At 44.2% G+C, this 14,084-nt stretch carries 8 protein-coding genes; all 8 read right to left on the reverse strand.

The window, feature by feature from the left end:
• Positions 1 to 26: 26 nt before the first annotated feature.
• Positions 27 to 2,438, reverse strand: coding sequence for an alpha-ketoacid dehydrogenase subunit alpha/beta (locus tag POW22_RS13800; protein ID WP_272833344.1), 2,412 nt, complete (start codon positions 2,436 to 2,438; stop codon positions 27 to 29).
• Positions 2,439 to 2,613: 175 nt separating this feature from the next.
• Positions 2,614 to 5,433, reverse strand: a complete 2,820-nt coding sequence (locus POW22_RS13805) for a gluzincin family metallopeptidase (RefSeq protein ID WP_272833345.1) — start codon at positions 5,431 to 5,433, stop codon at positions 2,614 to 2,616.
• A complete protein-coding gene (locus POW22_RS13810) occupies positions 5,433 to 6,671 on the reverse strand; it encodes a T9SS type A sorting domain-containing protein (protein ID WP_272833346.1) in 1,239 nt (412 codons plus the stop codon). The genes POW22_RS13805 and POW22_RS13810 overlap by 1 nt, the downstream gene beginning before the upstream one ends.
• Positions 6,672 to 6,696: 25 nt before the next feature.
• Positions 6,697 to 7,386, reverse strand: coding sequence for an LOG family protein (locus POW22_RS13815; RefSeq protein ID WP_272833347.1), 690 nt, complete (start codon positions 7,384 to 7,386; stop codon positions 6,697 to 6,699).
• Positions 7,387 to 7,530: 144 nt separating this feature from the next.
• Complete coding sequence (uvrA, locus tag POW22_RS13820; RefSeq protein ID WP_272833348.1) at positions 7,531 to 10,374, reverse strand: excinuclease ABC subunit UvrA; 2,844 nt, start codon at positions 10,372 to 10,374, stop codon at positions 7,531 to 7,533.
• A 56-nt stretch (positions 10,375 to 10,430) separates the two neighbouring features.
• A complete protein-coding gene (locus tag POW22_RS13825; RefSeq protein WP_272833349.1) occupies positions 10,431 to 11,450 on the reverse strand; it encodes a hypothetical protein in 1,020 nt (339 codons plus the stop codon).
• Between the two features lie 279 nt (positions 11,451 to 11,729).
• Entirely contained in the window at positions 11,730 to 13,436 is a 1,707-nt protein-coding gene (ggt, locus tag POW22_RS13830; protein ID WP_272833350.1) for a gamma-glutamyltransferase, read from the reverse strand.
• Positions 13,433 to 14,017, reverse strand: a complete 585-nt coding sequence (locus tag POW22_RS13835) for an acyl carrier protein phosphodiesterase (RefSeq protein WP_272833351.1) — start codon at positions 14,015 to 14,017, stop codon at positions 13,433 to 13,435. The genes ggt and POW22_RS13835 overlap by 4 nt, the downstream gene beginning before the upstream one ends.
• Between the last annotated feature and the right edge of the window lie 67 nt (positions 14,018 to 14,084).

Raw genomic sequence — 14,084 nt, forward strand, 5'->3', positions numbered from 1 at the left:
TGAAAAAATCGCACAGGAAAAACCCTCTAAAGTGTTGGGAAGTCCTGTGGATTCGCCTCATGCATGATACTGTAAACTTTTTCAAAAATATCTTCAACAGACGGTTTTGAGAAGTAATCTCCATCAGATCCGTAAGCTGGACGGTGTGGTTGAGCCGATAGTGTTTGTGGTTTACTGTCCAAATGCTGCCATACGTTTTGCTTCTCCAAGATCTCTTGCAATAAATAGGCTGAAGTTCCACCAGGCATATCCTCATCGATCACTAAAAGACGATTGGTCTTAGCCACACTTTTAGCTACGTCTTGACTGAGGTCAAAAGGCAATAATGACTGCGCATCGATCACCTCGGCATCAATACCAACCTGTAACAAAGATTTTGCAGCTTGTTCTACCAATCGCAGGGTAGAGCCGTAAGAAACAAGCGTGATGTCACTCCCTTCCTTCACGGTTTCTACAACACCAATCGGCGTTCTGAATTCCCCTAAATTGCTCGGCATTTTTTCTTTTAGACGATAACCATTCAAGCACTCTACAATGAGTCCGGGTTCGTCACTTTCTAGGAGTGTATTGTAAAAACCGGCGGCTTTGGTCATGTTGCGCGGTACTAAGATGTACATGCCTCGCAGCAGGTGAATTAAGGCGGCCATTTGAGATCCGCTGTGCCAAATTCCTTCTAAACGGTGTCCACGAGTTCTAACAATAAGCGGTGCTTTTTGCATGCCGTGGGTTCGGTAACGCACGGTAGCCAAATCATCACTCATGATCTGAATACAGTATAGGATGTAGTCCAAATACTGGATCTCTGCAATAGGGCGTAGCCCGCGCATAGCCATTCCGATTCCTTGTCCAAGAATAGTGGCTTCACGAATTCCCGCATCAGCAACACGTAAATCACCAAACTTTTCCTGAAGACCTTCTAAACCTTGGTTAACGTCTCCAATTTTACCAGAATCTTCCCCAAAGATCAAGGTCTCTGGTTTGGTTCTAAAAATGTGTTCAAAGTTGTCACGAACCACAACGCGTCCGTCAACTTCTTCCGCGCTGTTGTCATAAACTGGCAGCACCTCTGCAATGGCAGTGGCTTTTCCATCGTGCTCACTGTATAGATGAGCGCTGTATTTAGGTTGGATACGCGCTTTATAGCTGGCGATCCATTGGTGCAGTTTTGTTTTTGCTTCGGATTTTTCTCCGACCAAGTAGGGCAATACGGAGCGTGTGGCCTTTAATATGTCGCTTCTAAACGGTTCTGTATTGGCTGCTAAATTCTCACGGATAGGCTTAATGAAACTACCGTTAGCGCTAGCTGCTTCTACCTCCGCTAACAACTGAAGTGCTTCTTTTTGTTCTTGCAACTGCCCGCTTAAATAAGCATTCCAGGCTGCTTTCTTGCCTTCACGAACTTCCTTTTTGATGCCTTTCTCAAGAGTAACGAGGTCTTCTTCTGTGGCGATATTGTTTGCCAACATCCACTCGCGCATCTTGAGGTTGCAATCGTGCTCTTGTTCCCACTGTAAGCGCTCTGGAGATTTGTAACGCTCGTGTGAACCACTGGTAGAGTGACCTTGAGGTTGGGTGAGCTCTTGAACGTGGATCAAGACCGGTACATGTTCTTCACGAGCCAAACGTCCGGCTTGTTGATAGGTATTGATCAGTGTGGCGTAATCCCAACCTTTCACGGTCATGATCTCATAACCGTCTTCTTCGCTATTGCGTTGGAATCCGCTGAGTACAGCAGAGATGTTCTCTTTAGTGGTCTGGTCTTTGGCGTGTACAGAGATTCCGTATTCGTCGTCCCAAACACTCACTACCATTGGTACTTGCAAAACTCCGGCGGCATTGATGGTCTCCCAAAAGTGTCCTTCACTGGTTGAAGCGTTTCCTATGGTTCCCCATGCAACTTCATCACCACCTTTGGAGAATTGTGTATGTCCTGAGAGTTCCTTGACATTTCTAAAGATCTTAGAGGCTTGTGCTAAACCTAAGAGCCTAGGCATTTGACTCGCCGTAGGAGAGACGTCAGAGCTGCTGTTCTTTTGGTCCGTTAGGCGTTTCCATTGTCCATTGGCGTCAACACTGTGTGTGGCAAAGTGTCCACCCATTTGACGTCCGGCAGACATTGGGTCGTGTTCTAGGTCTGTATGCGCATAAAGCCCCGCAAAGAACTGTTGAATGTTCAAAGCGCCTATGGCCATCATAAAAGTCTGGTCACGGTAGTATCCGCTGCGCCAATCTCCGTTTTTGAAGGCCTTTGCCCAAGCGAGTTGAGGCACTTCTTTTCCGTCGCCAAAAATCCCAAACTTGGCTTTTCCGGTAAGTACTTCACGACGTCCCAATAAACTGCATTCGCGACTGGTCACGGCTATGCGATAATCATTAAGTACTTGAGCCTTAAAATCTTCGAAACTGATCTCGGTTTCTGATTGCGGATGTGTTTGCATAGTGGGATACTTTTTGCGCGAACACAAAATTAGCGAAAATCGTCGGATTGGGCAATAGTGCTATGGGACGAAATATTAACAAATTCACATCTAATGTCTGTTTTGATTGCGAATAATTAAATTAAAACCGCTAATCTGGAATTCTGTTAAATATTTATCAATGAAAATGCAGAACCTAGTACCACTCTCTGGTAAAGAGCCTAAAGAGGGTTTGTGGGCTTAGCGTTACGATAAATCGGATGCGTTGATCGTAGTTGCCCAAGCTCGGTTCCCAACCCAAATTGGAGTAGAGCGGAAGGAAGACCTCAAAATAATCAGCTACCAAACTCAGACGAATTCCAGAGTCAAAAACGGCCTGAGTACCTCGATCTCTGTTGTGGATCAGCCCGGCGTCGCCATAAGCATAGATCCACTTCCAAATATTGGTGCTGGCATTGACGGTGGCTATCCAACTGTTGGAGAATGCAGGTTCTAGCTGAGATTTAAATCCACCTTCAGCAATAATGATCTGTTGAGAGAAGATCCCAGAATCGTCACTACGGCCGTAGTAATCGTAATCAAAGAGGTAATCTGTAGGGCGGTCCAAGGCAAAACTGAAGAAGTCATCATCCCTCGGGGTATCGTTAAAGAGAAAGACTCCCGCAAAGAATCGCAGGTTCAACTGCCTGTTACTCAAAAACAGCTTGCGGTATTCCAACGTAGTGGTCACCTTGCTGAACTGATCAGAAAGTTCATAACTGAAGGTTCCCTTATAAAAGTCGATCAGGTTGTTGTCTGAATAGGTGTATTGCAGGTTGAATACACTGTAGTTCGGCGTCTCCAAAGGAACATTGGGATCCTCATCACGGTCAATATTGATGTTTCTCAAACTGATGGTCTGGCGCATATTGCTGCGCAAATTGTCCGGATCTCTAAACGAGAAGGTGATAAACGGCGTGTAGCGTCTAAAATTCAATCCGACGTTATACGAACTCGTTCCTCCAGAGAACCCATAACGCATCGCATATAAGGAGCGGTTTTGTATAAAGTCTGTATAAACCACAGAAGCACTACCTACAATTTGATTCGACTTTAGGGCATAACGCGGCTGAATGCGGTAATTCCAATTTTTAGGAAGCACCGTTTTATTGTAGAGTTTAGGCCCAATAGAAAGTCCGTCATAGACATTAAAATCAAAGACAGGCATGACAAAACTCTGATTGTATTGCGGATCCTCAACATCTAAAAACAGTCGGAATTCTATGGGCTTGTTAAAGATCCCTTTGAGGTTTTTATAGTTGTTTCTGTTGTTGATCTCTGGCACTACGCGGTTGTAGTTCAAAGCCAATTGTCTGATCCCTTCACGAGGAATAGTGATCGTGGTCAAACTGTCTACTGGTGCTAACCATTTGGTGTAAACAATAGAATCTTTATGCAGGCCGTACAAGGGAACCGGTACCTTAACCCCAGTTTTATTTTTGATGGTCACGCGCAGGGAATCTCCCATGCGCTTCACCCGTTTAATCTTAAAGTCGATAGGGACGTTGGTCTCCACATACTCATCAAAGAACCAATCCACAGGCAATTCTGCATTTTCCTTCACCAAGTCTGCAAAGGCCTCAGAGGTAGTTGGTTTCAACACGTTTTGCTCATAGAAACTGCGGATGGATTCGTCTAAAGCATCAGAATCCAAATAGTCCTTTAAAAACTTAAAACCGACCCCGGCTTTATAACTGGAGGCAATATTCTTATTGAACTTTACCAAAGAATCTTTAGATGTGGTCAGGGATTGATCCAAGTTTCTACGAACCATGTTCATATACAACAGTTCGTACTGATCGTTGAACTCCAGATCACTGGCATGAGACCATTTGATCACCCAAAGGTTACTCAGACTCCCAATGATCTTCATGTCTGGATAGTACAGATCGGTATACTTCATCATCAGATACACTTGAATCCCTCCATAAAGCCAATGATCCTTACGCGGATCCAGCATCAAGGTATTCTTGAGGTATTTGGCCGTGATGGTCTTGAGTTGTTCAATATCGTATTGGAAACCGTCGGGAAAAGGACTGATGAAATCCGGCAACTGATTCAAACCGTAAACAGGACTCATTTTGTAATCCTCTCTAGAGATGATCATCTTTTCCAGCGGATAGGGACCGAGTTCCTTTTTCAAGAATTGAATGATCCGATCAATATTCAAAGCCTTCAGCGGCGGACTGATCTTGTTGTCGTCTAGATTAGTAATTACTTCGAATTCGTCAGTGATAACAGATTCGAAATCAAAGTTCTTGGTAATATAAAGCGGTATCTCCGTCCGATTGTCACCCGTAAGCACTGTAGTAGTGACCTCTGCGGTATTTCGTGATGAGATGGTGTTGAGGTTGCTGATCACTTTGTAATTCGTCGGAGCAGTGAAATTCACCTTGACGTGGAAAGGATCTGTGTAAAAATCGTTGAGATTTTTGTTGCTGTAGGCTTTCCAGCCCTTATTGTAGACGGCAGGAGCCATGTACCAATAGCGCAACTTTAGGTTGTTGTCATTATCATAACCAAAACGCGTAAAGCGGTCATTGGGCAAAAGGATACGGTAACTGAGTTTAAGTTTTTTGCTGTCCCCGGGAGCCAAGCCTTGCGGCAAAGCAATTTGGATCAAATCTACCTTGGGTCGTGTGTATTCTAAAGTGGAATCAGCCTCGTCGGTCAGCGAATTGAGTTGGGTCTTTCCGCGGTTCTTATCCTGTTCAAAATAAAAGCGGTTGTTGAAATTCTCCGCAAAGCGTATCCCGAGGTCTGAAGTCTTGGTAGAAAAACTATTGGCCCAGTCCAAAAGATAGATCTCGTGGAGGGTATCTTCACTGCTGTTGTAGTAAATGATCTCTTGCTCAACGTCTATATAGTGTCCAACAGGATCTGCCTCCGCCTTAATGAGCAACTGATTGGTTTGCCCGAAACCGAGACTGCTCAGCAATGCGCTAAGCAAGAAAGCTATGCCAATGCCACGATGCATTAACGTTTGATGAATTTGAGAGTTTCGCCCTTTTCAGAACGCAAAAGATAAAGACCGCTGGGTAAATTCTCCGTTGGAATTTCCAAGGTGCTTCCTGTTTCAAAATTATAATGACCTAAGAATTGCCCAAGACTATTGTAAAGTCCCAAACGTTGATTATCGGTTGTTATGCTTCCTGCCACATATATACGAGAGCTAACGATGTTTCCATTCGGGAAATAAAGGTCATTATTGGCGCTAAACTCATTTACGCTGAGCAAGGGCTCATCAGTCTCTATGGTGATGCTTAAAGGCAGGTGATCACTTATGTTCCAAAGGGCATCGCGGAGTTCCTCGCTGTAAAACCCATCACATAAACTGTTATTAACACTGCGGTTATAGCAGTTTCCGTTGTTTCCTATGGTAAGGTAAGAGTCTTCTACATAGCGCAAAGTGCTGCTAGCGTCTAAAAGGTTCTCAGAGACTAGGATATGGTCAAAACGATCATCCATTCCTCCACCGGCACCGGCCCCTCCAAAAGGGGCAGAGCTACTGCGTGTGCTTTGCGTAAAGAGATCTTCGTAGGCTGTATTGTTGCTCCAGTTTCCGCTGCGGTTCAGAGGATCTTTAAAGACGATGGGATTAGAAACGGCCGTCAGCTCTAAGTAGGCCAGTTCCGCACCCGTATATAAATTGAGATCTCCGGCAAAGACTACAAAGGAGTCCGGGTCTAAATCGTCTAAAGTGTCTGTAAAGGCTTGGATCATCTCAAAGCGTTTGAGCTCATTAGCACTTCCTGTACTGGCTTTTAAGTGTGATGAATAAACTAAAAGCGTAATTGGGTCCGTATCTTGATTGGCTGTTTTAAGCACCAATTCATAACCGTTAATATCGCGCACTGTGGTTGGAATAACCGTAAAATCTAAGAGTTCAAATTTATCTGCACGGTAGTATACCAATTGCTGCAAATTGGCTGTACTTGAGGTGTTGAACACAAATTCAGCTGCTTCATACAAGGCTTCATCTGCGTTGAGCACATTGTCCAGCAGGTTGTCTGCTCCGCTTGGAGATTCCAATTCACAAACTAAAAGGATATCCGGAGGATAGGTTTCAAAAAGGGTTTGCAAATGACTGTCTCTGTCTGCAGGAGGCGCTGATGGATAATCAAGTAGGTTGTAGAACATTACGGTAAAGTCATTTTGACCAAACGCAATTCCGCTCAGCAACAATAGCAATAGGGTGCAATATTGTTTCAACATAGGGGTAGGAGTAGTTCAGCAGAACTTAGAAGTTCGGGCTTAAATTGTATTTCGAATAGAAGTTATTAAGAATTTCCAATACCTCGTCTTCTGTATCCACAATGTGGAACAGGTCAATGTCTTCCGGGCTAATATTCCCGTTGTCTTCCAAAAGCGTCTGTTTGATCCAATCGATGAGTCCAGACCAGAAGCTGCTGCCCACCAAAATGATTGGGAAACGCTCTATTTTGTGGGTTTGGATCAAGGTCATCGCTTCAAAAAGCTCATCCAAAGTTCCAAATCCGCCAGGCATAACCACAAAACCTTGAGAGTACTTTACAAACATCACTTTTCGTACAAAAAAGTAATCAAAGTTGATGCTCTTGTCGCTGTCAATGTATGGGTTGTCGTGCTGTTCAAAAGGTAGGTCAATATTCAGACCCACAGAAGTTCCGCCGGCGATATGCGCTCCTTTGTTACCCGCTTCCATAATACCTGGACCACCACCGGTGATGACTCCGTAACCGTGGTCGGTGATCTTTTGGGCAATGCGCTCCGCAAGCTTGTAATACGGATGGTCCGGTTTGGTTCGTGCAGATCCGAAGATAGAAACACAGGGTCCAATAAGACTCAGTTTCTCATAACCGTTGACAAACTCTCCCATGATCTTAAAGATCGCCCAGGAGTCGTTGGTCTTTACTTCATTCCAACCTTTTGGATTGTTATTAGCTTTCATTTATTTGATAATTTTTTTAGGCTGTTAATCAAGCAAATAAAAATTATCTGCATAAATCAACCGCTTCGCTTTCGCACAAAAAATTTAATTATTTCAATGGCATGATTCTAATTAAATTTCTTTGTGCTCATTTCATTTACATTTTTATTTCTTTACCGTTTCCAGTTCGCGCTTTAAAAAAGCTGCGGTATGGCTCGATTTTACTTTCACAATTTCTTCTGGGGTTCCTTCGGCGACAACTTTTCCTCCGCCTTTACCACCTTCTGGTCCTATGTCTATCAAATAGTCTACCATTTTTACAACATCGAGGTTGTGTTCAATGATCAGAACCGTATTTCCTTTGTCTACCAATTTGTTCAAAACCAACATCAAAACCCGAATATCTTCAAAATGCAAACCAGTAGTGGGCTCATCTAAGATATAAAAAGTGTTGCCGGTATCACGCTTGGAAAGCTCTGTTGCCAGTTTAATTCGCTGGGCTTCTCCTCCGGAAAGGGTTGTTGATTGTTGCCCTAGGGTGATGTACCCGAGGCCTACATCTCTGATAGTCTTGAGCTTGCGATAGATCTTTGGAATGTGTTCAAAGAAATCACAGGCCTCATTGATGGTCATTTCAAGAACATCAAAAATGGATTTCCCCTTATAGCGAATCTCTAAAGTTTCACGATTGAAGCGTTTTCCTTGGCAGGTTTCACATTCTACATAAACATCCGGAAGGAAGTTCATCTCAATGACTTTTAGACCGCCTCCTTTACAGGTTTCGCAACGTCCACCGGCCACGTTGAAGCTAAATCGTCCCGGTTTGTAACCGCGAATAGCCGCCTCTGGAACCTTCGCGAAAAGCGAACGTATTTCTGAAAACACTCCGGTATAAGTTGCAGGATTGGAACGCGGAGTGCGCCCAATTGGACTTTGATTGATGTCGATCACCTTGTCAATATGCTCCAAACCGCTGATCTTCTTATACGGTAGCGGTTTTTTAACACCGTTGAAAAAGTGCGCATTCAAAATAGGATACAGGGTTTCATTGATCAAAGTGGACTTTCCACTACCCGATACTCCGGTAACCCCAATCATTTTACCCAGCGGCAGATCAATGCTAACGTTCTTTAAGTTGTGCCCTGTGGCTCCAGTAAGGCTTAAGGTTTTGCCGTTACCTTCACGGCGTTTGGCCGGCACTTCGATCATTTTGGTGCCTTTGAGATACTCCGCCGTTAGTGTCGGATGTTCCAAGATCTCTTCGGGAGCACCTTTAGAAACGATCTCTCCTCCGTGCTTTCCAGCGGCAGGACCTATGTCGATCACATAATCTGCGTGCTCTATCATGTCCTTGTCGTGCTCCACAACCAAGACGGAATTTCCAAGCTCTTTGAGTTTTACCAGAGAGTCTATTAGTTTCGCATTGTCTCTTTGGTGGAGTCCAATACTCGGTTCGTCCAAGATATAGAGTACTCCAACTAACTGAGAACCGATCTGTGTTGCCAGGCGGATGCGTTGGGCTTCCCCACCGGAGAGGGATTTAGAACTGCGGTTCAGGGAGAGGTAGGTAAGGCCTACATCCACCAAGAATTGCAAACGCGCTTTAATTTCTTTGATCACTTCTGAGGCGATCTTCTTTTGCGACTCGCTGAGTTTGTCGTCAATGGAGGAGAACCACTCCAAGAGTTCTACCACGTCCATTTTAGCGAGATCTGCAATACTTTTCTCAGCTACTTTAAAGTAAAGCGATTCTTTTCTCAAGCGGGATCCCCCACAATCCGGACATTCCACATGGTCCATATATTCTTTGGCCCAGCGCTGCAAAGAAGCCGAGTCGTTGTTGTGGTAGGTATTCTCTATAAAGTTCGCGATCCCTTCAAAATCGATCTTATATGTACGAGTTATTCCCAATGTTTTAGAAGCGACTTCGAACTTTTCGTTTCCACCGTAAAGAATGATATCCACGGCTTCCTTCGGAATATCTTCAAAAGGATCACTGAGTTTAAAGTTATAGCGTTCTGCAATTAACTCCAGTTGTTTAAAGATCCAGTTGGATTTCTGCGGACCTTGCGGGGCTAGCGCTCCTTGTTTGATGGACATCTTTTTGTCCGGAACAATCTTATCCACATTGATCTCATACATATGCCCCAAACCTTTACAGCTCGGGCACATACCCTTAGGAGAGTTGAACGAGAAGTTGTTAGGCTCCGGGTTCGGATAAGAAATACCGCTGGTAGGACACATGAGCGTTCTACTAAAGTAACGCGTGTCTCCAGTCTCGTTGTCAATGACCATCAACACGTCATCTCCGTGGTACATGGCGGTTTTAATGGTCTCTGCCAAGCGGTTGTCCAAAAGGGCAGAGGCGTCTACCAAAAGACGGTCAATCACAATTTCAATATCGTGGATCTTGTATCGATCCACTTTCATTCCGCTTACCAGATCCAGGATCTCGCCGTCTACGCGTACTTTAATAAAGCCTTGTTTACCGATCTGTTCAAAGAGTTCGCGGTAATGACCTTTTCTGGAACGAATCACGGGAGAAAGCACAGAAACTTTGCGGCCTTCAAATTCTTTTAGGATCAACTCCTGAATTTGCTCATCGCTGTAAGAGACCATTTTTTCACCCGTTTCATAGCTGTAGGCGTCACTGGCGCGGGCGTAAAGCAGACGTAAAAAGTCGTAGATCTCCGTGATGGTTCCCACGGTAGAGCGCGGAGATTTGCTCGTAGTTTTTTGTTCAATGGCAATTACAGGAGACAGACCGTCTATTTTGTCCACATCGGGGCGTTCCAATCCTCCCAGGAATTGTCGGGCATAAGCCGAGAAGGTCTCTATGTAGCGACGTTGTCCTTCCGCATAAATAGTATCAAAAGCTAGGGATGATTTTCCACTGCCAGAAAGTCCTGTGATCACCACTAGATTTTCCCTAGGAATACGAACATCTATATTCTTGAGATTGTGCACTCGAGCCCCTAAAACTTCGATAAAATCGTCCTGATTTGCCATAGTTTGCAAAGGTACTGATTTGACCGCTAAAAACTCAGGGACTTAAGAAGCTTTTATCAACCTTGCATACGGGTGGATTCGCTTATCAGAAATTGGTACAAGGAAGTAGCGATAAAAAACACCAAGGCGATGATCACCGATACACTAACTATGCTAAAAATCATAGATAGTTGCAGCAAGGAAGCCACTATAGGTAGTAGCACTCCAAAAATGATTAGCACAGCAAAAATGGCGTATAGGTAACGAACCATCCTTGGCAGTTTTTTATCGAATCCTTCCTGAAATTGATAGAGCTTGGGCAGAATCTCATTAGACATATATTCTCCAAGCTTAGAGAGGAATACTTCATTGAATGAAGAGTCCTCAAAGGCCTCGTTATCAATAGACAAGGCCAGTTTCATTATTTTATCCTGATGGCGCTCATAAACATTGTTCAAATTGAGCGCTTCTTTGTAGGTACTGTATTTGTATCCGAAGTAATACCAAAGCCCTGACCCACATTTATGTTCCAGCCAACGCTCTAATAAACGCTTGTCATAGATCTTCGGATGGGTAACATTCTCATTGATGCGTTTGTCTCGAGCAGAATTGTAGAGCAGTGATTTAAGCTCTAAATACAGGTTCTCTGTGTCTTCATAGTTGTGCGATTCCTGCAAGAACTCAATGGCTAGCTTGGACTTTCCTTTGTAGAATTCCTTTACCTCAAAGAAGGTGAGGCCTTCATACTCATCGTCTATATATTCTTTAAGACCAGGAAGCCACATCTTAGAGCGCAAAAGCAGCTCTACGATCTCTCTAAAATTGTTCATCTTATCGGTAACTCGACGCAATTCTGAGAGCAAATTATTGCGATTGGTTTTAACCGTAAGCACATTGGCGGCCAGATACACCATTATCACAGCGCCAAAGATGGCACTGATGTAAGTTAGCGTGGTGTTGATGTTTTGCAGCAGGGGAGCGAACTCCGGGTCGGTCTGGCTTTTTTGCCACAAGAGAAAAAACAGGCCAATACAAAGCAGCCCACTGAAGATCAGCGGTATTATATTGAGTATATCCTTTTTATAGGATTTGGCCATATTTTGCACTTTTGATAGCGCTATGGCAGCAGGTCAAGCACGTTTTTAGACCCGAACACAGCTAAGTGTGCAACGGCCCAGAAACGGCGTTGTAGATTCGTTTTAAAGTAAATTTAAACTATAAGTATCTAAAAATCAATTAAATATAATAGCCCCAAGTATAAAAATTTGTAGCTCCTGCTGCAACATAGAGTTACCTAATCTGCCGTAAAAATAGAAAAATATCTTAAAATGTAGTACAAATCTTACTTTTTGTAAGAAAATACATCGTGTAAGTACCTAGTAACCAACGGCAGTATCATCGCCTCTTCGGTCAGCTCCGCCTTCCAATCTACCGTCAGGTAAAACCAGAATTCCGTCCACTTTACCGATGATGGGTGAGTTGTTAGAATTGGGCAAATAGCCTTTAGTTTTTAGACTGTCCAAAACCGCTTGATCAAAACCTTCCGGCTCAAACAAGATCACGTCTGGCAGCCATTGATGATGGAAACGCGGTGCATTAACGGCTTCCTGCATACTCATATCAAACTCATATACATTGAGCACGGTTTGTAAAACTGAGGTAATGATCGTAGAACCACCGGGGGTTCCCACGGTCATCCAGAATTCGCCGTCCTTTTCAATAAGGGTTGGGGTCATGGAGCTGAGCATACGCTTTTGCGGAGCGATGGAGTTGGCTTCGGCACCTATGAGTCCGAACATATTAGGTACGCCGGGCTTGGCACTAAAGTCATCCATTTCATTGTTCAGAAAGAATCCGAGCTCTGGGACATAAAGTTTAGAACCATAAGCTCCGTTGAGTGTTGTGGTGACTGCAATAGCGTTTCCAAAGGCGTCTACAATAGAGTAGTGGGTAGTTTCCATAGATTCTACAACCTCTACTTCTCCGTAGTTGATGCTTGATGAAGGCGTGGCCGCATCAAAACTAAAATCACTCATACGACCGCTCAGGTAAGAGTCGCTGGTTAAAATCTCCGTTGGAATATCCACAAAGTCAGGATCACCGAGATAATAACTTCTATCGGCATAAGCACGGCGTTCCGCCTCGGTGATGACTTGAATGGCTTTTAAACTATTGTGCCCATAACTGCTGAGATCATAGGGTTCAATCATTTTCATGATCTGCGCCAAACAAATTCCTCCAGATGACGGTGGTGACATAGAAATGACTCGTAAATCTTTATAATCGAATACTACCGGTTCACGCCACTGGGCTTCGTAAGCTTTTAAGTCTTCTATGGTGATGATTCCATCGTGCTTGTTGAGGTAACTTACCAATTGCTCTCCCAGAACGCCGCCGTAAAACGCAGAGCGCCCTTCCGTTTGTAAGGTCTTTAAACTATAGGCGAGTGCTGGATTCTTCACCGTATCTCCTGCCTTAAAACCTTGACTGTAAAGTGTTTTTTGCTTGTTGATAGAATCAAAGAGGGCTGCGTAATGGTCAAAACGCGCTTGTTGCTTTTCGGTCACCACATAACCGCGCTCGGCCAATTGAATTACAGGCTCCAACAAGGTTTCCATGGGTAGAGAACCCAATTTTTCATGTACTGCAAAAATACCGGCCACAGTGCCGGGAACCCCTACTGCCAGTCCACCGATCTTGCTCTTCGCAGAAATCACGTCGCCATTTTCATCCAAATACATGTCCTTAAAAGCAGCCATGGGCGCTTTTTCACGATAATCCAAGCCGCCTAATTCTCCGTATTTGGTGCGGTACACCATAAAACCTCCACCGCCTAAATTCCCGGCAAAGGGATAACTCACGGCTAGCGCCATCTCCGTGGCGATCATAGCGTCAAAGGCGTTCCCACCCATTTTTAGAATTTCCGTTCCGATACGGGAGGCCTCTTCTCTGGCAGAGACCACCATGGCCTTTTCGGTAATTAATCCTTGCTTAGACGGAGCTGCTACTGCAGTAGTCTCGGGTTCATTCTTGCAACTTACAAGCAGTAGAATTGCAAACAGGCTGGCTAGTGTTTTGGTCATAGGGTTTTTAGTTTTTCAGCGCTGTAGGTCATGAGTTCGGCAAAAAAAGTGGTGAACTCTTCATAGAATTCCTCATAATGCGCTTCGAGCTCTAAGATAGCGAAATTCATCTTGGATCGGTTCTTGGTTCTGCGGTTCATTTGGAAGAGGATCTTGCCAATTCCTTCCACCGTGGCATAACTCAAGAGCCAATTGTTGGCAAACATAATCGGCATGATCTTTTGAATGCGCTCCGGTACAATGTCATGATGCGCTTCTAATAAGTGGTAAAAGTCTTGAACATATTGATCCAGCGGTTGGTCGCTGTAATCGCTCCAATTGGCTGCAAGGAAGTGATCGTAGAGAATGTCTACAATGACTCCGCTATAATGCCCGTATTTTTTGTGCAGGCGTTTGCTGCTCTGTTTTACAATGGGGTGACTATCGGTAAAGGTGTCTATGGCGCGGTGTAGAATGATGCCTCTTTGAATACCTTCGGAATAATTCAGGTAGTTTTTTCCTTTGACGGCATCGGCCATAAAGTTGCCCACGGTTACTTCCGGATCACCTCCGGAGAGATAAATATGAGCGAGATAATTCATGTCTCGAATTTACAAAATCTACGGACTAGAGCCTCTGAAGAAATGCTATCTTTGCCAAAATTTATTG

Origin of the sequence: Gilvibacter sediminis (genome assembly GCF_028561565.1) — a bacterium.
Lineage (GTDB): Bacteria > Bacteroidota > Bacteroidia > Flavobacteriales > Flavobacteriaceae > Gilvibacter > Gilvibacter sediminis.

Excerpts from the sequence above, each read along its gene's own strand:
- POW22_RS13800 (WP_272833344.1), bottom strand. The coding sequence starts at position 2,438 with ATGCAAACACATCCGCAATCAGAAACCGAGATCAGTTTCGAAGATTTT.
- POW22_RS13815 (WP_272833347.1), bottom strand. The coding sequence starts at position 7,386 with ATGAAAGCTAATAACAATCCAAAAGGTTGGAATGAAGTAAAGACCAAC.
- ggt (WP_272833350.1), bottom strand. The coding sequence starts at position 13,436 with ATGACCAAAACACTAGCCAGCCTGTTTGCAATTCTACTGCTTGTAAGT.
- uvrA (WP_272833348.1), bottom strand. The coding sequence starts at position 10,374 with ATGGCAAATCAGGACGATTTTATCGAAGTTTTAGGGGCTCGAGTGCAC.
- POW22_RS13810 (WP_272833346.1), bottom strand. The coding sequence starts at position 6,671 with ATGTTGAAACAATATTGCACCCTATTGCTATTGTTGCTGAGCGGAATT.
- POW22_RS13835 (WP_272833351.1), bottom strand. The coding sequence starts at position 14,017 with ATGAATTATCTCGCTCATATTTATCTCTCCGGAGGTGATCCGGAAGTA.
- POW22_RS13825 (WP_272833349.1), bottom strand. The coding sequence starts at position 11,450 with ATGGCCAAATCCTATAAAAAGGATATACTCAATATAATACCGCTGATC.
- POW22_RS13805 (WP_272833345.1), bottom strand. The coding sequence starts at position 5,433 with ATGCATCGTGGCATTGGCATAGCTTTCTTGCTTAGCGCATTGCTGAGC.